The organism is Bacillus cereus group sp. N6 (genome assembly GCF_016483705.1).
GTDB lineage: Bacteria > Bacillota > Bacilli > Bacillales > Bacillaceae_G > Bacillus_A > Bacillus_A wiedmannii.
In genome coordinates, this window is the sequence record NZ_JAEHBI010000039.1 from 13803 (window position 1) to 33648 (window position 19846).

The window sequence follows — 19846 nt, forward strand, 5'->3', positions numbered from 1 at the left end:
ATTACTGTTGAACAATAAACTAAGCGTTAGGCGACTTTCTTCTCTTCCTGCCGGATTACTAATTTCATAATTTGCAATTGAGATATTTACATGTCTTTTCTCCCTTACTTCCAGCTCATGGTGTTTTACTCCACTCGTCTTCTCTACATACCTTCCCTCACTCAACTTTACGCATCCGGAATGACTCGTATCCAATTCGTATGACGAGATAGTAGTTGTAGTAGGTATCTCCCTATTTTCTGGGGCAAACAGCTCGTCCACTGTTGCATGAAAGTATGTTGCTAGTTTTTGAGCTTCCTTTAGGGTGAAATCATGTTTGCCTTGCTCCTTTGATTGATACGTTCTTTGACCTATGTTTATCAATTTCGCTGCTGCTACTTGTGTCATACGTTTCTCTTTCCTGGCGATGTATAAGTTTTTGTGCATGGGTATCGCTCCCTTTAAAAGTGGTTTTTAGATTCTATATATAGTTACCTGTGTTAACTATATAGTTAAAAAAAATCAATAAACAACTCATCTATAGAAACCTTAAAGATACTTGAGATCCCCAATAACTTCGCAGTTGTCGGTTGCAATTTACCATTTTCCATCAGGTTAACTAAAGAATGACTACAATCTAATAACTCCCCTAATTCTCTCTGTGAAAACCCCCTATTTTTCCTTAATAAATAAAGTTTCTTACCATCAAATCTTTTCATCTTCACCCTCCTTAGTTACTTGTGTTAACATCATATAACAAAATTCTTTCTTCTGCAAACCTTTTTTATGTACTTTAATGGTTTTGTTAAAAAAGCATTGCTTCATTTACTTATTTTAGTTATTATAATCGTAGAAATGTTTAATTCAGTTAACCGGAGGGTGTTAGTAATGGTAACATTAGGAAACCGTATAAAATCGATTCGTACAAAAAAAAATATCTCACAACAAGAGTTAGCGGACGCTTTACATGTTAATCGTTCTGCAATATCCTTATACGAAACCAATAGAAAAAGCCCTTCGAGAGAAAATACCTATAAAATAGCTACCGTATTAGGTGTATCCATAGATTATTTATTAGGTTTACAAACTGAGCCTTCTCTTCAAACTGAAAATATCAATTCTGAAACTGCCCAACTCATGAAACGTCTTGATAATATGCCATCAGAAACAAAACAAACGATTATAAATTTAATTGATGACTTACTTAAAATACACGAAAAATAAGCCATGATTATTGAGTATTAATCATGGTTTTAATTTTATTGACCATATGTATAAACTCCTCATCCTCACTGAAAATCTGTTCCAGTATTAACATCGTTTTAATTTTCCCTTCTACGTTTTTCCATTCCTGTTGAACTTTTTCCCCTTTTACTTTATTCATATTATCTAATCTCCTCTATAAACGATTATCTCAACACCTACTGTAAATTAGCCCCTTTTCTATAATTTTATTACTAATTCTTACACATGTCTCAAGACTAGCCAAAAATCGTTTTCAATTTTTTTCGCAAAAAATATTGACAAATAAAAAAGGAGTTACTTAGATAAATTTGCTAAGTAGCTCCTTTTTTATTTTATCCACCAGGTTTAATATCCACATAAGAAGGTGCATAAATGCCCTTCATTGCAAATCCTTGATTAGTAACAGACGGCATTGTCATTAAAGTCATCATTAGCGAAATTATCAATATTGATTTCTTCAAAGTCCTTCCCCCCTACCTCTTGTTGATAATCCATCATCCATTCAATTATAGCAGAATCTTCTCCTCGCTTATATAATTCTCTTGCACTTAAACTAGAAAAAAAGTAATTACCTTGACTAAAGAATTGCTTTAGACAATTATGCAAACTTTTATTAGAATTATCTTTCATCGCCTTAAATAATACAATAAAATCTTCGTTTTCTTTTTGATAGAACCTCGAAGCCAACCTTTCTATTCCATCCAAATTACTAGTTGCCTGATTATTTTCTAATTCATAGTACAATCCAACCAATTTTAAATTATATAGTGCCTCAGTTTCTAATATTTTCTCTCCAATCGCTTTTGATAATTCATAGCTTTCTTTTAATAACGACAAACATTTTTGTTTATCTTCAAGTAAATAGGACATACCCATTAAATATGTTGCATCAGAGACAGTTTTCGCACAAAAATTTGAACTTTTGAGCACAGCAGCATACTTTCTTGTCAAATCACGATTATTTAATCGCAAGTATACAGGCGCTAAAATCTCATACACTCTGTGAAAATAGCAATGCAGAATAAAATCTTTCCGCCCGCCACTTAGATGTTTCAAACTCTGTTCTACTTCTCTGCCAAGCCCAATCATCATGGGAAAATCTTTAGAAAAATAATAATTATAGCATTTCATTATATCCATTAGTATCCGCAAACAACAATCAGTAGGTTGGCGTAGTGTTTGCAAGCTTTTAATCAATGATTTACCGCCAATCTCATTTACTATATATTTATACAAGATTTCATATACATCTACATACTCTTTAATACTGCCTCGGTCATCTCGATATTTCTCAATCAGCTTTTTTAACAATTCAATATCCCTGGTAATTGCCGCATATTCAAAGCTTTGTTTAATCAATTCTGTTGTATCAACTTTTAAACAAAAATTACTCATGGTCATTCTAAAGTTCTGATCAGGTAAGCTTAATACTTTTGCCAACTTTAAAAGACTCTCAAAATTAATGGTTCCATTTTTCTTAAATTTGGACATGTATTGTGCGCTTACTCCAATAGCCTCAGCAACACTCGCATATGTTAACTCAGGTCTATTGTCAATTAATTCACAAATTTCAACATGTAGCGACTTCAAAGTAATCTTCCCTCCATCCAATAACATAAAAAGCCCCCAGCCTTAACTTTCTCAGCTCAGGACACATTCTAAAATTACTAGGTGTGTGTTAAACTGACGAGGAACTCGTATGATGCAAGTGTTTATCCTAAGGTAGCTTTAGGTGAACGGTGTGAGAGGCTTTGCAGGAATCACCTCTTACACACGCTCTGCGAGTTTTTACGTTTTCATTTAATTTACTTTTAAAATTATTCTGTCTATTTAATCATCAGAAATCCGTATACTGTATACGCAACCAATTTTAGCACGAGCTAACATTCCATTCTATCCCCTATTTTATTTCTCAATATAACTTCGAAAAAAAACATCAAAATTATCCGACTGCTATTTCATATATTTTATACTTCGAATGAATATTGGTTCATTTTTTATTATATTCCACTAAAATCAATGTAGAAACCAGCCAATTCCCGATGACTGCACCCCACCAATTTCAAATTACATTACAATTATGAAAAGAACTAGATGTCGAACTTTCTCAATAATTGTCATTCGTTAATATGCTACAATTACTTTATCCTTACTTATATGTTATTCTGATTGGTGTCCCTAACCAATCTTCCCCCCCTACTAATAGTGGGGGGGAGTTTCTTAAACTGTATGTTATTAAAATCAAAGTGATTCAAGTCGAAGAATGGCTCTCAAATTATTTTGAGAGTCTTTTCTTTTGATAACAAACCAGTTATAATCGACTCAATAAATTGAATTATCAATCTTTATATACACAGGAGGATTCCCTATGGTGATCTACAAAGATAAAGAACGAGGCACCTATTTCTTCGTTGTCAGAGTCCGTCAGTTTGATGGCACTCAAAAACAAGTAAAACGTCGTGGATTTAAAACGAAAAAGGAAGCACGTGAAGCAGAAGCCAAAATGTTAGTTGAAAAAGAAACGCATTCCAGCTTAACGTTTGCTCAAGTTGCGGATAGTTATTTTGATTGGTATTGTCAGAGGAGAAAGCAATCTTCGATCCTAACAATTCAAAATGTTATTTATAATCACTTAATGCCAGAGTTCCAGAAAATAAAAGTCGATTATATTACCGCTAAGCATGTAATGATTTATCAAAATAAAATTATTAATAATTATTCGGCTGAGTTTTTAAAGAAAATTCACACTACACTTTCTGCTATATTTAACTTTGCCATAAAATTTCATGGCTTAACTCATAATCCTGCACGTATTGCAGGCAATTTTGAAAAAGAATCAAATAAACGCATGAATTTTTGGGAGTTCGCAGAGTTTAAACAGTTTATTGCAGTTGTGGATGATCCGATGTATAAAGCATTCTTTTCAACACTTTACTACAGCGGGGCTAGAAAGGGCGAACTTTTAGCACTGACTTGGGAAGATGTCAATTTTGAAGGAAAAACAATTAATATTAATAAAACAGACTTTAATAGGCAAATTACACAACCAAAAACAAAAGCGTCTAATCGAATTATTATGTTACCAACCCTTGTCATTAGATTATTGAAAAATTTAAGAGAACAAGCTACATTAACAGCACCAGTAAAAAATAATTATGTAATTTTCGGTACATTTCATACTAGTCTTGCTACAAGCACACTACAGCAAAACTTTAAAAAATATATAAACATAGCTCAGGTTAAAAATATTGTGTTGCATGAATTCAGGCATTCTCATGCATCTTATTTAATTAACAAAGGAGTCAGTCCACTTGTAGTAGCCCAACGCCTAGGTCATTCAGATGTGGCAACCACTTTAAATACTTATAGTCACTTATACCCATCAAAACAAGCGGAAGCAGTTGCGTTTATGGAGGATGATTTGATATAATTGTTTCCAAATCATTACCGTAAATACATAGACCCTTGATATAACTCATTCCGCACAAACAAATGAAGTCCATGCTAAAAACGTGAACGCTTGCGTATTACGTCTTCTCATTGTTCTCCCCCTCGTTAGCTGTACATCCATTATAGATAAGTATATTTACTATGATGGATTTTTATGTAAATTCTAGTTTTATATTTATAAATCTATCATAAAAGAATACTATTTTAAAGTTAGTTTTCTGTCTAATCTGAAAAAACAGTTAAAAATATTGACATTTATTTCAATTCTGCATAAAATAAAAACAAATATTACGAACCTCGAAATATACGGGAGTGGAAATAATTGTTGCAATACGAACATTTTTTAGACTTACTGCTAGATAACGCCAAGAAACTTTTTTATCCTGAAGAATGGGTAAGCCTAGATTTAACACTTTCTAAAACAGAAGTATTTTGTTTACTTTGGATGGAGCGAAATACAGATATTACAATGACAAAAATCGCTGACCTTCTTGATATACCGATGAGTACAACGACAGGTGTTGTAAATCGCCTCGTAAAAAAGGGATATGTTGAAAGGTACCGTGATGAAAACGACCGACGCATTGTATTAATTCGTTTAACAGAAAACGGCGTAATGCTCGTTCAAGAAGTAAAACAAAATGCAGCCCATTACTTTAGCCTAGTGACAGAAGCATTATCAGAAGCAGAAAAAGCATTCTTACTACAAATCTTCCAAAAGATCATGAATCACATTGCTACGTCACAGCAAAAAACAGAAGAAAAGGTTTCTACACCTAAAATGAAAAACATTCCGATTGAATAAAACCCTAGTTGGGTTTTTATTCAACATTTTATTTCGGTACTCGTAATATTCGATACTCGAAACAAAGGGGATAGAATAATGAGAATTATTTTGTATACAGGTAAAGGCGGCGTAGGAAAAACTAGCATTTCAGCAGCAACAGCACTTCAAAGCGCAAAACAAGGATTAAAAACATTAGTAATGAGTACAGATCCTGCTCATAGTTTAGGAGATTCATTTGGTATAAAGCTATCTTCTGAGCCATTAGCAATTCGTGAAAATTTGTGGGCACAAGAAATTAATACGATTTATGAGATGGAAAAAGGCTGGGGGAAATTACAGAAATATATTACACTACTCTTCACTTCCAAAGCAGCTGATGATATTACAACAGAAGAATTAACAATGTTTCCTGGTATGGAAGATTTAATTAGCTTACTTCGCGTACTCGATTATTATAAACAAAACACATATGATGTTATCATCATTGATTGCGCTCCAACAGGAGAAACATTAGCAATGCTCAGCTTTCCAGATATGCTCGGCTGGTGGATGGAAAAACTCTTTCCTATTAAAAGAAAAGTTTTAAAAGTTGTTCGTCCTGTAGCTCAACCACTTCTTGGTGTCCCCCTTCCAACCGATGATATTATGGACGAATTAACGAATACACTTGAACAACTTGGAGAAATGAGAGATATTTTATCAAACCGAGACATAACAAGTATCCGCATCGTTGTAAATCCTGAAAAGATGGTCATTAAAGAAGCTCAGCGCAGCTTTACGTATTTAAACTTATACGATTATAACGTGGATGCCATTATGATTAATCGCGTCATCCCTAACACTGTCACCGATCCTTATTTTCAAGCATGGAAAGATACTCAAAAGAAATATAAAACATTGATTCAAGATAGTTTTCAGCCGCTTCCTATTTACGAAGCTCCTATGTTTGAACAAGAGGTTGTCGGTTTGTCTATGTTAGAGCGTGTAGGAGATGCTTTATTTAAATCAGATTCTTCTCCTACGGAAGTGAAATTTAACGGTCGCACTCAATATGTAAAAAAAGATGGCGATGAGTATATTTTCGTTCTCTCCATTCCCTTCTCAAACAAAAGTGAACTTTCATTAAATCAAAAAGGTGATGAACTTATCATTCGTTCAGGTTCTGTGAAACGGAACATCACATTACCAAAAACGTTAACACACCTTTCTATTCAAGGAGCAAAATTCGAAGATGATGTACTAAACATTCGATTTGGAGGTGTAGTGCATGCGTGAGGAACTACTAAGGAAGGTAATTCGTACAAAAATAAAAGTCGGTATGAATATATTAGAAGAGTTACCTGCCCCAATCCAGCAATCAGCTAAGCAAGCACTAAACATTTTGCAAGAGGAACTAGCTACTTATCCGAAAAAACAAGAGCATCATGAGGATAATTTAAAAAGTATCATAATTGAATAGCTATCCCTGTATAGAGGGCCTTTTTTAGGCTTTCTATATTTTATTGGAGTGATGTCAGTTGATGAAAAAACATTCAACTATTATACCCTGGATCATTCCTTTATTATTTTTCGTTCATAACCTTGAAGAATCTTTTCAAATGCCACAATATCTTGCTAATCAATTTTCAATTTATTTTATAACAAGCCGACAATTTTTCATTGCGATTTTCGTATTAACAATCTTTGTCTTACTTATAGTCTTTCTATATCAACTAAACTTCTTGTCTTCTATATACTGGATTATTTTTATACAGGGGGCGATATTCTTCAACTCTGTTCAACATATTATTTTGTTTTTCATTTATCGTTCATATAATCCTGGCGTAATATCAGCCGTTTTCATTATGATTTTTTCTATTTTCTTTTTTTCATTCGAAAAACACCTCATTCATAAAAAACAATTCGTAATTACACTCATTTTTAGCTTATTTGCTTACCCTTTTATAATTTGGATTACCTTACTATTCGCTAGCTACTTTCATTCATAAAAAAAGACCAGGAAAACTCCTGGTCCATCACTCTACTTAACAAACATTGGATTCTACGTTATACAGAATTGGAAGGTACAGAATTGGAAGGTACAGAATTAGGGTTTTGTTTGTTAAGTAGATTATATGTTGAACGAGCTAACAGCGGAGGGGTTCCTACTGTTAATCGTTAAACCCGATAATTATTTTACGATTTTTTCAAGCTCCTCAAGTGAAAGATCTACTGAAATGGAACCATCATTTGTTTCTTTCTTAATTGCATCTGTTACTTCTTTTGAATGATATAGTTCAATTACTTTTTTCAGTGTTGGATCATCTTTATCTTTTGTACGAGCTGCGAAAATATTAATATATGGCTTCGCATTTTCATTCTTTGGATCTTCTAAGAAAATTGGATCCTTCGCTGGATCTAATCCAGCTTGACCAGCAACACCGTTATTAATAACTGAAGCTGCAACATCTTTTAATACACGAGGTGTTTGCTGTGCGATAACCGGTGTAATTTTTAACTTCTTCGGATTTTCAGCAATGCCACTTGGATCTCCGAATAAGCCAAAGTCTTTCTTAAGCTTTAATAATCCAGCTGCATCAAGAAGTTTTAATGCACGAGCTTGGTTCGTTGGATCATTTGGAATCGCAATTTCTGAACCATCTGGAATTTCATTTGCCTTCTTATATTTTTCAGAGTATAAGCCCATTGGTGCAATTTGCGTTGTACCGACAGCTGTAATATCTAACTTATGCTCTTTTTTAAATTGCTCTAAGAAAGCAACGTGCTGGAATGAGTTTAGTTCAATATCTCCATCAGCTAACGCTTTATTTGGCGTTGTGTAATCAGAGAACTCAACCAGTTTAATTTTAATTCCCTCTTTTTCAGCTTTTTTCTTTAAAATTTCCCAAGCGTCTCCATCTGTTCCGGTTACGCCAACGCGAACTACTTTCTCTTTTGCTCCTGCCCCCGTGTCTCCACTTGAGCAGCCGCTTAACGCTGAAATTCCTACAATCGCTGATAATGCAAATGCTAAAATTTTCTTCATTTTCTTTTCCCCTCTTCCTTTTTATGATCTACGTAAAAAGACTTTCGCAAAGTAGTTTCCTAAATTTTGAGCTACCTGTACGAGAATAATAAGTAAAACGACCGTTACGAACATAACTGATGTATCAAAACGTTGATAACCATATGTCATCGCTAAGTCACCAAGACCGCCACCACCGACAAGCCCAGCAACTGCAGAAAATTCAATTAAACCAACTGTCATAAACGTAACACCTAAAATCAATGGCGCTAACGCTTCTGGTACAAGAATTTCAAAAACAATTCTAAATGGTGAAGCACCCATCGCTTGAGCTGCTTCAATGACTCCCTTTGGAACTGAAACAAGATTTGTTTCAACCATTCTAGCAATACCAATTGACGCAACTAACGTCATTGGAAAGATTGCTGCTGCTGTTCCAATCGTCGTTCCGATAACACTTCTTGTTAGTGGGCTTAAAGCTACTAAGAAGATGATGAATGGAACCGGACGAATTGTATTAATAATGATATTAAGAATAGAAAAGACCCATTTATTTTCTAAAAAGTTTCCTTTCCTCGTTACATACAACAGTAAACCTAGGGGTATACCAAGAATTGTAGCAAATATAAGGGTTACGATTACCATTAAGAGGGTATCCCCCGTCGCATCTACTATGCGAGGCCAAAATATACTCCAATCAACTCGCATGAGCTTCTACCTCCTTCAGCTGCACTTGCAGTCTTAGATGTTGTAATGCTTTTTGAATTTCCTTCTGTTCACCTTGCAATTCTACAAGAAGATTTCCAAATAGCACATTTTGGAGTTCAATAATATTTCCATACAGTACGTTTACATCGACGTTATAGTTTTTCGCGATATATGATAGTACCGGCTGCCCTGTCTCTTCCCCAGTAAATGTTAAGCGATAAATCTGTCCACCATTTTGAATTTTCCCTAGAACACTTTCCGGTAAATGATCATTAATAATGGAGCGTACAAAGTTTTGAGTTGTCTTTGTTTTTGGTTGTGTGAAAACATCAAACAGTTTTCCTTCTTCAATAACCTTTCCCTTCTCCATTACAGCTACACGGTGACAAATTTCTTTCACAACATGCATTTCATGTGTAATAAGAAGAATTGTTACATTGTATTCTCGATTTACTTTCTTTAATAAGTTCAAAATTTCTGTCGTTGTTTCTGGATCTAAAGCTGATGTTGCCTCATCACATATAAGAATGTCTGGCGATGTTGCAAGTGCTCTTGCAATGCCAACACGCTGCTTTTGTCCGCCTGATAGTTGCTCTGGATAATAGTTTGCTTTATCTTCTAATCCTACAAACTTTAGCAGTTCATTTACTCTTTCTTTTATCTCATTTTTTGGTACTTTCGCTAACCTTAATGGATAAGCAATATTCCCAAACACTGTTCTTGAATTAAATAAATTAAAACTTTGAAAAATCATCCCGATTCTTTGTCTTAGCTTCCGTAATTCTTTCGTCGATAGTGATGTAATATCTTTATCATCTATTGAAATCGTTCCCGCCGTTGGTCTCTCTAACATATTTACTAGGCGTAATAACGTACTCTTTCCAGCGCCACTAAAACCGATAATGCCAAAAATTTCGCCCTTCTCAACTGATAATGTTACATCCTCCACCGCATGAACAGATTGCCCACCTGATTCATATACTTTACTTACGTTGTTAAAAGAAATCATTTTTCCCCCTCCTATATGCTGTAAAAACTTGAAGTAGAGCTTTCGAGGTAAAATAAAAAGTGCTCTCCTTCTTATCAACCGTAAAGATAAGAAGGAGAGCACTTATATGTACTCGGTCACATCTTCTCATCTTCCAAGCCTTTTATAAGGCTTGCTGGAGTTAGCACGGTATTAAAAAAACCGTTGCTGAGGTATCGTAGGGCCAGTCCCTCCACCTCTCTGGATAAGAATGTATCGATTTAATTGTCGTTTAATTAATTCTCATTATAGAACTCAGAATAATAAGAGTCAATACATTTTTTAGAAAAATATCAATTATTTATCTATTAAAATTTCCAAATAAAAAATCACAATATAATATTGCTTTTTAAAGTTATGTAAAATTCTTCTCCTTCATATTTTTTTAAAAGGAGAATCACCTCTATAAATTGAATACCATTATTTGAATATGAAACCGGAGGAAGATAAATATATGAAAACAGCTCTTTTACTCGTTGATATTCAAAATGATTATTTTCAACACGGAAAGATGGAATTGCGTAATCCAATAGAAGCAAGCAAATATGCTCGTCAGCTGCTACAACTCTTTAGAACGAAAAACGAACCTATTTTTCATATCCAACATGTAGCAATAAAAGATGACGCTACTTTTTTCCTGCCCAATACAGAGGGTGTACATATTCATGAAAGCGTACGTCCACTTAGAGAAGAAACCGTTATACTCAAACATTATCCAAATAGTTTTCGCGAAACTGATCTTCTAGAACAATTACAACGTTTAGACATTGAGCACGTCGTCATATGCGGGATGATGACTCATATGTGTATTGATGCTACCGTAAGGGCTGCTTTTGATTTCGGCTTTCCATGTACCGTTATACATGATGCTTGTGCTACAAAAGATCTTTCTTTTAAGAATGCTACTATACCAGCCGTTTATATTCATAACACAATTTTGGCTAGTTTAAATGGAGTATACGCAACTGTAATGAGTACAGAGGAGTTTGTGGCTACAAAAAAACACTCCCTTCAGTGAGCAAAACCGAAAAGAGTGTTTCTTGTCAAACCATAGATTTTCTTTCAAATTGTATTATACAGGAAATCCTTAAAATGAATACTAAAAAATATGACTAATAAGTCAACTTTTCTCGTTGTTTTGTTTCTATTTACATGTTTATCCCGATATTAATAGGATTTAGCTAGTTCTAATTACCGAATGGTAATATATGGTAATTGAAACTAGTTTCTCCTATCAAAAACGTAACATATTATTTATCTGTTTGTTTTTGCTTCTTTTTCAAATACTCCGCACGCAATTTTTCAATTTGCTGCTTTTTATCAAATTTGGCAGGCGTCTGTTTTTCATGAAACTTTGCCACAGATACCTGACTTTTGTAATCCAATTGATATTTTCCCACTTTGTTCACCTACTTTTCTTGTCTTTAAAGAGAATCTATTCAACAAATATAATATACCTTATTTACTGAAGTAAACCTTATTACATTATTAGTTTCTCTACTTATATCTATCTTAATCCATATATAGAAATTTTTTCAAAAAAAAAAAAAAAAGAGATCTTCGCAGACTGCGAAGATCTCTTCTACTATTTCTTATAAAGTTTCAGAAGTAGTTTTTGCTTGCATGTGAAGTGCTAAGTAGTCAGGGCCACCAGCTTTAGAGTCTGTACCAGACATGTTAAAGCCACCGAATGGTTGGTAACCTACGATTGCACCAGTACATCCACGGTTGAAGTATAAGTTACCCACATGGAATTCTTCACGTGCTTTTTCAATATGGTCACGGTTATTAGTAACAACAGCACCTGTTAAACCGTATTCTGTATTGTTTGCAATTGCAAGTGCATGATCAAAGTCTTTTGCTTTACAGAATGCTACTACTGGTCCGAAGATTTCTTCTTTCATTAAGCGAGCATCTTCTGCAACGTCAGCAACGATTGTTGGTTGGATGAACCAGCCTTTAGAATCGTCTCCTTCGCCACCTGTTAAGATTCTACCTTCTTCTTTACCAATTGCAACATAGCTCATCACTTTATCAAATGCAGCTTGGTCATTAACAGGACCCATGTTTGTACCTAAAACAGCTGGATTAGCAACTGTTAATTCTTTCGTTAATTCAACAGCACGATTTAATACGTAATCGTATACATCTTCATGGATTACTGCACGAGAACATGCAGAACATTTTTGTCCTGAGAATCCGAATGCTGATGCTACGATAGATTTAGCTGCTAATTCAAGATCTGCTTCTTTATCAACAACGATTGTATCTTTACCACCCATTTCAGCGATAACGCGTTTTAACCAAATTTGGCCTGGGTTTACTTTCGCTGCACGCTCATAAATACGGATACCTACATCACGAGATCCAGTGAAGCTCACGAAACGTGTACGAGGGTGATCTACTAAGTAGTCACCAACTTCAGAACCATTACCTGGAACGAAGTTTACTACGCCAGCTGGTAAGCCAGCTTCTTCTAACACTTCCATGAATTTCGCTGCTACTACAGGAGTTGTACTAGCTGGTTTTAGTAATACTGTGTTACCAGAAACTAAAGCAGCTGTTGTCATACCTGCCATAATTGCGAATGGGAAGTTCCAAGGAGAAATGATAACACCTACTCCTAATGGAATGTAAGAGAAACGATTATATTCAATTGGACGGCTTTCTACTGGAATTCCGTCTTTTAATTTTAACATTTGACGACCATAATATTCCATAAAGTCGATTGCTTCTGCTGTATCAGCATCTGCCTCATTCCATGGTTTACCTGCTTCTTTTACAAGAATAGCAGAGAATTCATGCTTTCTGCGACGAACGATTGCTGCAGCACGGAATAAAATGTCTGCACGCATTTCTGGCTTTGATTTTCTCCAAGTTTGGAATGTTTCATCCGCTACTTGCATTGCTTTTTCAGCTAACTCACGGCTTGCTTTTGAAACGCGACCAACAAGTTCCTCTTTATTTGCAGGGTTTACAGAAACAATTTTGTCTTCTGTAGTGATTTTTTCTCCCCCAATAATTAATGGATAGTCTTGTCCAAGATAAGATTCTACTTTCTTTAAACCTTCTTCAAACGCTAATTTGTTAGCCTCCACTGAAAAATCTGTAAATGGCTCATGTTTGTATGCTACTACCATTCTTTTTAGCCTCCCCTTAGAAAAACTTTTACATTTTACAACATTATTCTACACGATAATTTAGATTTATTCAAATATTCCTAGACTTATATTTTAAAAATTAATTAATTTTTAAAATATAATAAAAAAATAGAGTTATACATACGTATAACTCTACAAAATATGAGTATATTCCAAAATGTTTTTTCCAATCAATAAAATAGTTACTAACAAAAATAAAGTTCTTACATATCCAACACCTTTTTGAACTGCAAACTTCGATCCAAAATAAGCGCCAAAAATCATCGACAATCCCATAATAATACCGTATTCAAAATGAATTACGTCTAAAAATAAAAAAGTAATTAAAGATACGATATTACTAACAAAGTTCAAAAGTTTTCCAGATGCTGCCGCTTGAATAAAATCCAAACCAACTAATAAAAATGCAAAAATTAAAAAGGATCCTGTCCCTGGTCCAAAAAATCCATCGTAAAACCCTATCATTAAAATAACAAAGAAAAATATTAATGTTTTTCTTTTCGTCATCTTCTTATAGGTAGATACACTTCCCCAATCCTTTTTTGCAATAATATAAATGGCAATAAACACCAACATCACAAGCACTAACGGACGTAAAATATCCGGCGGAATAAACTTTACTACTAAAGCGCCTGCGACCGCTCCTATAACAGTTAACGGGATTAACTTTCCTACAATTTTAAAATCGACCTTTCCTGATCGAATAAAATAAACTGCACTCGTAAACGTCCCCATCGTTGCAGCTAATTTATTCGTTGCAATTGCCGAAGCTGGTGGTAAACCAACAAACATAAGTGCTGGAAGCGAAATTAATCCTCCACCGCCAACAACTGAATCAATAAAAGCTGCTAAAAAGCCGAATGCAATTAATAAAATAATGACTTGAAAACTTAATTCGTCCATGTGCTTTACCCCTTACCCCCCATTATTTATAACATTTTAAATTATAACAAAATTCCTCAAGAAAAAAAGCCGTTCCATAAAGGAACAGCCCTCCTATTTAATCTAAAATTTTCACAAATGGTTCATCTTGCTTCGCTTCACGTATAATAATCGCTTCTGGACGTTCTACAGATTTAATCGTTACTTGTACTTTCATATAATTCGGGAAGTATTCCATAACAAGCCCAGCTACATATTGTGTAAAACCAATTATTTCTGCTTTCCCATTAAACTGGACAGGAATATCAAGCTTTATTTCTCTTAATTCATCATCTCTATACATACCAGTACCGATAACAGCTGTGTAGTCGCCTTGGAAATAATCGCTTAGTTTTGATTTAAAGTTCGATACTCTCGCCAGATCTTCACGTTTATTATCTGTTTTCGCTTGTTCAGATGGGAACAAATAATATTTCTCATTAATTTGTTTCCAATCCTCAACCGTTTCACTGCCTTTTTCAACATTCGCATAAGAAACAAAGTTACCTGGCACGAGTGAAGCCTTTGGAGCCTGACGATAAATTGCAAATGTTATCGGAAGGTTTTTTGTTTCAGGCTGTTTTTGATGCATAAATTTCAAGACTTCTTGCGCCATTTTTTTCCCTTCAGCTACCATTTTTTCTTGCTCAATTTTAGCCTCACGCGGATAACCATGCTCTTCCTCGTAATAATGAACCGAGTTCATCGCTAAACCAACTACTATGCCTTTGCGCTCATCTGTTTCGCCTTTTTTCACATAATAATCATGCTCTAAAATATTTGAAATATATATTGGATTTTTTTTATTTTTTGCCTCTAATGATTCAGATCCTCCACCTAACGCTGGGTTTAACCCAATGTTTGGAAATTTAACTGCATCTTTTTTTAATTTGTCCTCTAGTTCCTTTTGTTCAGCATCTGTACGCTTTCTTTTAACAAGCATCTGCACATTTTGAGTATCTAGAACATCTCCACCTTTAAAGAAATGATCTTTCGTACTAAAGGATTCTTTTGCAATACGCATTAATCCTGTTTCAAATTCATCTATATCAAGACGATTACTTACTCCTTGTACAACTAAACCACGTGCAGCTCCTGCTTGAAATGGAATAGTCGCCTTATAGTATTCATCCGAAATAGCGTACTTCGGAACGATTGCTTGCTCTTTTGCTTTCCCCGATTTCTCAACCACTTTTTCATCTTTATCGGCACCTGCACTACACCCACTTACGAGTAGGCCAAGGCTTAATACCGCTAATGCTATTTTTTTCATGGTAAGTTTGCACCTCTTACTTATTTAGCTCTTGTAAGAACCTCTCTTCATTCCAAACCTCAACATTATGCTTCTCTGCTTGTGCTAATTTCGAACCTGCCGCTTCACCTGCAACAACTAAATCCGTACTTTTACTAACACTTCCTGTGACTTTTCCACCTAATGCCTCAATCTTCTTCTTCGCTTCACTACGTCCCATAACTTCTAATTTACCTGTTAAAACGACAGTTTTTCCTGCGAAGTAAGATTCAACATTTTGTAAATCAGCCATTTTTATACCTTTGTATGCCATATTCACGCCATACTCTTTAAATTGTTGTAATAACTCTAATACGTCTTCATTATCAAAATACGTCACGACAGATTGAGCCATTTTTTCGCCAATCTCATTAATTGCTTTTAGTTCTTCTTCCGTTGCTTTCACAAGCGCATCCATCGTTTCAAAATGCTCTGCAAATGTACGGGCTGCTTTCGCTCCGACATGGCGAATACCAAGACCGAATAATAATCGCTCTAATGAGTTGTCTTTAGAATTCTCAATTGCTTGTACTAAATTCGTTGCTGATTTTTCACCGAATCGTTCTAACTGCAATAATTGCTCTTTCGTCAACGAATATAAATCAGCGAATGTACGAATATAATCAGCATCAAAGAGTTGTGTAATGACACGTTCTCCAAGTCCATCAATATTCATTGCATTTCTTGAAACGAAATGGATTAATCCTTCTCGAATTTGAGCCGGACAAGTTGGATTTATACAGCGAAGTGCTACCTCTTCTTCTAAACGAACTAGTTCACTCTCACATGCTGGGCAATGCGTTGGCATATGATATTCTTCTTCCTCACCAGTACGCTTATCAAAAATAACGTTCACAACTTCAGGAATAATATCTCCGGCCTTCTTCACAACAACATAGTCACCAATTCGAATGTCTTTTTCACGAATTAAATCTTCGTTATGTAAAGAGGCACGACGAACGATAGTACCAGCCACTCGCACTGCCTCTAGCTCTGCAGTCGGTGTTACAACCCCTGTGCGACCAACACTTAATTCAATGCCTGTTAATCTTGTTACAACTTCTTCAGCCGGGAATTTATAAGCAATCGCCCATCTTGGACTCTTTGCTGTAGTTCCTAAACTTTCTTGAAGAGCAACATCATCCACTTTTATAACGATTCCATCGATCTCATAATCAAGATGCGGGCGTTTTTCTTGCCATTCTTCTACATAAGCTATAACTTCTTCGATTGTTTCACATGTACGACGATTTGGATTTGTTTTGAATCCAAGTTCACCTAAGAAATCAAGCGATTCACTATGTGATGGAATTGTTTTTTCTTCTACATTCGCAAGACCGTACACAAACATAGATAAGTTACGCTTCGCTGCAATTTTTGGATCAAGTTGGCGTATTGAACCTGCTGCCGCATTACGCGGATTCGCAAATACATCTTCACCATTTTGTTCTTTTTCTTCATTTAACTTAACGAATGAACGCTTCGGCATATAAGCTTCGCCTCGTGCTTCTAATGTTACTTCTTCATTTAAACGGAGCGGGATCGCTTTAATCGTTTTTAAATTTTGAGTAATATCTTCACCTGTTACACCATCACCACGTGTTGCCCCTTGAATGAAGCGTCCTTTTTCATAATGAAGTGAAACAGCAAGTCCGTCAATTTTTAATTCGCATATATATCTTACATTCGCATCATCAATTCCTTGGCGTACTCGTCGGTCGAAATCACGTAAATCTCCTTCGTTAAATGCATTTCCTAAACTTAACATCGGTGACTTATGTGTTACTTTTTCAAATATATCTAGAACAGTTCCCCCAACGCGAATGGAGGGAGAGTCTTCACTCATAAACTCTGGATTCTCTGCTTCTAATTTTATAAGCTCCTGCATATTACGGTCATACTCCGCATCAGAAACAGAAGGATTGTCTAATACGTGATACTGATAATTAAATGTATTTAACAAATCACGCAGTTCTTCTATACGTTGTTTTGCTATCTCTTTTGACATATCCTCATTCCTTTCCTATTGTTTCGTCACAGGTGCAAATTTTGCTAACAAACGTTTAACACCAATTGGGCTTGGGAACGCAATATCTAATTCTTTTGCATCACCTTCACCTTTTACACTGACAACTGTACCGACTCCCCATTTTTGGTGGGAAGCTTTATCGCCTACTGCCCAGCCAATTTGCTCGCCGCCTGTCGTCTTAGCTGCAGGACGCGCGAAAGCTGAACGAGAGCGTGTTGTGGTTGTAGTTGTCATTCTACTTGTACTTGTCGTTCTGCCTTTTGCACCAAACGAAGTTTCACGCTTTGGCGCTGTTTCATTTAACGATTCTACTAGCTCTGCCGGGATTTCTGTAATAAATCGAGAAGCAGCGTTCATACTTGTTCTACCAAATAAAGTACGCATTTGTGCATTGGATAAATATAACTCTTCTTCTGCACGAGTAATACCTACATAAGCAAGGCGACGCTCTTCTTGCATTTCATCTTCTTCCATTAGAGAACGAGTATGTGGGAATATTCCTTCCTCTAACCCAACAATAAAGACAACTGGGAACTCTAACCCTTTCGCTGAGTGCATCGTCATTAAAATAACTTCCTCACCCGCAGTTGGATCTTCATCGACACGATCAATATCAGCAACAAGCGCTAAGTCTGTTAAGAATGCAACGAGGCTCTTATCTTCGCTTTGAGATTCAAATGTTTGCGTAACAGATAAAAACTCATCTAAGTTCTCTAGACGACCTTCCGCTTCTAAAGTACGCTCGTTTTTCAACATATCGCGATAGCCTGTTTTTTCAATAACTTCCTCTACCAACTCTGTAACAGATAAATACTCTTGCATATTTACCCAGTTGTGTAATAAACCTGCGAATTCTTTTACTGCCTTTGTAATTTTTGCACTTACTCCAACATGCTCAATCTCATCGAATACAGCCGTTAATGAAATTCCATTTTGTACACCGTAATTAATAATTTTATCGATAGAAGTCGCACCAATCCCGCGCTTTGGCATGTTTATAATACGCGCGAAACTAATCTCATCATCTGGATTCCCAATTAAACGTAAATACGCCAAAATGTCTTTAATCTCTTTACGATCGTAGAACTTCGTACCGCCGACAATTTTGTAAGGAATATTAGATTTCAGGAAAATCTCCTCGACCATACGAGACTGCGCATTTGTACGATATAACACTGCAAAATCAGTATATTTTCGTTTTCCCATTTGAATATCATCACGAATTTTTTTCGCAACAAAGTATGCTTCGTCTTTTTCCGTCGCAGCACGGTAATATGAGATTTTGCTTCCAACTTGATTGTCTGTCCATAATTTTTTCGGTTTACGGTTTGAATTTTTTTCAATAACAGCATTCGCTGCATTTAAAATATTTTGTGACGAACGATAGTTTTGTTCTAACAGAATAACTTGCGCATTCTCATAGTCTTTTTCGAATGACAAAATGTTAGAAATGTCAGCCCCGCGCCAGCGGTAAATAGACTGATCTGAGTCACCTACAACACATAAATTTTTAAAACGTGCTGCTAAATGTTTTACAAGAAGGTACTGCGCTTTGTTCGTATCTTGATACTCATCCACGTGAATATATTGGAACTTACGCTGATAAAACTCTAGTACTTCTGGAACACGTTCAAATAGCTGAATCGTTGTCATAATTAAATCATCAAAGTCTAATGAGTTATTTTTCAGAAGACGTTTTTGATATTCTGTATATACATCGCTCGTTAATTTTTCATATGGATCAGCGATTGTAATTTTTTTCGCATATTTATCTGCAGATAACAATTCATTTTTCGCATTACTAATACCAGCTAAAATAGAGCGCGGCTCAAATTTCTTCGGATCAATATTGCGCTCTTTCATAATTTTTTTGACTACAGTTAACTGATCGCCTGAATCTAAGATTGTAAAGTTACGATTAATACCAATACGATCGATATCACGTCGTAAAATACGTACACACATAGAGTGGAACGTAGAAATCCAAATATCTTCTGCTTCTGGTCCGACAAGTGTATCAATACGCTCGCGCATTTCACGCGCCGCTTTATTTGTAAAGGTAATAGCTAGTACATTCCATGGCGCTACACCTTTTTCACCAAGTAAATACGCAATACGATGTGTTAACACACGTGTTTTACCACTACCTGCACCTGCCATTAATAGAAGTGGTCCGTTCGTTGTTTGTACTGCTTTTTGTTGCTGCGGATTTAAACCATTTAATAACTTATCTGTCTTACTCAT

19 protein-coding genes, 1 pseudogene and 1 riboswitch are annotated in these 19846 nt (G+C 35.4%); of the genes and pseudogenes, 7 read left to right on the forward strand and 13 right to left on the reverse strand.

All coding sequences use genetic code 11. The features are described from left to right. Positions 1-246: 246 nt before the first annotated feature. Together JDS99_RS22550 and JDS99_RS22555 are read right to left on the reverse strand one after the other, a co-directional pair. Positions 247-426: pseudogene (locus tag JDS99_RS22550) on the reverse strand (helix-turn-helix transcriptional regulator); the annotation flags it as partial. 65 nt (positions 427-491) lie between these two features. Continuing rightward, a complete protein-coding gene (locus tag JDS99_RS22555) occupies positions 492-698 on the reverse strand; it encodes a helix-turn-helix domain-containing protein (protein WP_199695748.1) in 207 nt (68 codons plus the stop codon). Positions 699-867: 169 nt separating this feature from the next. Here JDS99_RS22555 and JDS99_RS22560 point away from each other — a divergent pair, with 169 nt between their 5' ends. After that, on the forward strand, positions 868-1203 hold the full coding sequence (locus JDS99_RS22560) for a helix-turn-helix domain-containing protein (RefSeq protein WP_199695749.1): 336 nt from the start codon (positions 868-870) through the stop codon (positions 1201-1203). Positions 1204-1210: 7 nt separating this feature from the next. Here JDS99_RS22560 and JDS99_RS22565 read toward each other — a convergent pair whose 3' ends face one another. Together JDS99_RS22565 and JDS99_RS22570 are read right to left on the reverse strand one after the other, a co-directional pair. Continuing rightward, a complete protein-coding gene (locus JDS99_RS22565; RefSeq protein ID WP_199695750.1) occupies positions 1211-1363 on the reverse strand; it encodes a hypothetical protein in 153 nt (50 codons plus the stop codon). Between the two features lie 257 nt (positions 1364-1620). Beyond that, positions 1621-2841 (reverse strand): AimR family lysis-lysogeny pheromone receptor, encoded by a 1221-nt coding sequence (locus JDS99_RS22570; RefSeq protein WP_199695751.1) that lies wholly within the window; start codon positions 2839-2841, stop codon positions 1621-1623. A gap of 751 nt (positions 2842-3592) precedes the next feature. Here JDS99_RS22570 and JDS99_RS22575 point away from each other — a divergent pair. The 5 genes from JDS99_RS22575 (at position 3593) to JDS99_RS22595 (ending at position 7449) form a co-directional block, all read left to right on the forward strand. Then, on the forward strand, positions 3593-4654 hold the full coding sequence (locus tag JDS99_RS22575; RefSeq protein ID WP_199695752.1) for a tyrosine-type recombinase/integrase: 1062 nt from the start codon (positions 3593-3595) through the stop codon (positions 4652-4654). Positions 4655-4996: 342 nt separating this feature from the next. Next, positions 4997-5479, forward strand: a complete 483-nt coding sequence (locus JDS99_RS22580) for a MarR family winged helix-turn-helix transcriptional regulator (protein WP_098133545.1) — start codon at positions 4997-4999, stop codon at positions 5477-5479. Between the two features lie 75 nt (positions 5480-5554). After that, the gene (locus tag JDS99_RS22585; RefSeq protein WP_088061535.1) at positions 5555-6736 is read left to right on the forward strand and encodes an ArsA family ATPase; all 1182 of its coding nucleotides are present in this window, start codon (positions 5555-5557) and stop codon (positions 6734-6736) included. Further along, complete coding sequence (locus JDS99_RS22590) at positions 6729-6920, forward strand: DUF3926 domain-containing protein (protein WP_087982231.1); 192 nt, start codon at positions 6729-6731, stop codon at positions 6918-6920. Before JDS99_RS22585 ends, JDS99_RS22590 begins: the two co-directional genes overlap by 8 nt. A 61-nt stretch (positions 6921-6981) precedes the next feature. Continuing rightward, complete coding sequence (locus JDS99_RS22595) at positions 6982-7449, forward strand: HXXEE domain-containing protein (RefSeq protein ID WP_141542816.1); 468 nt, start codon at positions 6982-6984, stop codon at positions 7447-7449. Positions 7450-7631: 182 nt separating this feature from the next. Here JDS99_RS22595 and JDS99_RS22600 read toward each other — a convergent pair whose 3' ends face one another. Genes JDS99_RS22600 through JDS99_RS22610 form a run of 3 tightly spaced genes read right to left on the reverse strand, consistent with a single transcriptional unit; the run spans position 7632 to position 10182 of the window. Then, complete coding sequence (locus JDS99_RS22600) at positions 7632-8486, reverse strand: MetQ/NlpA family ABC transporter substrate-binding protein (protein ID WP_000721587.1); 855 nt, start codon at positions 8484-8486, stop codon at positions 7632-7634. A 21-nt stretch (positions 8487-8507) separates the two neighbouring features. After that, complete coding sequence (locus tag JDS99_RS22605; RefSeq protein WP_001261880.1) at positions 8508-9173, reverse strand: methionine ABC transporter permease; 666 nt, start codon at positions 9171-9173, stop codon at positions 8508-8510. Continuing rightward, positions 9163-10182, reverse strand: a complete 1020-nt coding sequence (locus JDS99_RS22610; protein WP_046953719.1) for a methionine ABC transporter ATP-binding protein — start codon at positions 10180-10182, stop codon at positions 9163-9165. The genes JDS99_RS22605 and JDS99_RS22610 overlap by 11 nt, the downstream gene beginning before the upstream one ends. 123 nt (positions 10183-10305) lie before the next feature. Continuing rightward, a riboswitch (SAM riboswitch) is annotated at positions 10306-10412 on the reverse strand. 242 nt (positions 10413-10654) lie between these two features. Between JDS99_RS22610 and JDS99_RS22615 the strand changes: the two genes are divergently transcribed. Then, entirely contained in the window at positions 10655-11218 is a 564-nt protein-coding gene (locus tag JDS99_RS22615) for a cysteine hydrolase family protein (protein ID WP_088061531.1), read from the forward strand. 232 nt (positions 11219-11450) lie between these two features. Here JDS99_RS22615 and JDS99_RS22620 read toward each other — a convergent pair whose 3' ends face one another. The 6 genes from JDS99_RS22620 to pcrA all read right to left on the reverse strand — a co-directional run bounded on the left by JDS99_RS22620 (position 11451) and on the right by pcrA (position 19846). Then, positions 11451-11600, reverse strand: a complete 150-nt coding sequence (locus tag JDS99_RS22620; protein ID WP_000521654.1) for a hypothetical protein — start codon at positions 11598-11600, stop codon at positions 11451-11453. 192 nt (positions 11601-11792) lie between these two features. Continuing rightward, positions 11793-13340: an L-glutamate gamma-semialdehyde dehydrogenase gene (pruA, locus tag JDS99_RS22625; RefSeq protein WP_087982225.1), complete on the reverse strand. Its 1548-nt coding sequence runs from the start codon at positions 13338-13340 to the stop codon at positions 11793-11795. Between the two features lie 153 nt (positions 13341-13493). Next, on the reverse strand, positions 13494-14264 hold the full coding sequence (locus JDS99_RS22630; RefSeq protein WP_048567196.1) for a TSUP family transporter: 771 nt from the start codon (positions 14262-14264) through the stop codon (positions 13494-13496). 97 nt (positions 14265-14361) lie between these two features. After that, the gene (locus JDS99_RS22635) at positions 14362-15555 is read right to left on the reverse strand and encodes a CamS family sex pheromone protein (RefSeq protein WP_098133542.1); all 1194 of its coding nucleotides are present in this window, start codon (positions 15553-15555) and stop codon (positions 14362-14364) included. Positions 15556-15571: 16 nt separating this feature from the next. Further along, positions 15572-17581 carry an NAD-dependent DNA ligase LigA gene (gene ligA, locus JDS99_RS22640; RefSeq protein ID WP_199695753.1) on the reverse strand — a complete coding sequence of 670 codons (2010 nt, stop codon included), beginning with the start codon at positions 17579-17581 and terminating at the stop codon, positions 15572-15574. A 15-nt stretch (positions 17582-17596) separates the two neighbouring features. Then, positions 17597-19846, reverse strand: a complete 2250-nt coding sequence (pcrA, locus tag JDS99_RS22645) for a DNA helicase PcrA (protein ID WP_002108861.1) — start codon at positions 19844-19846, stop codon at positions 17597-17599.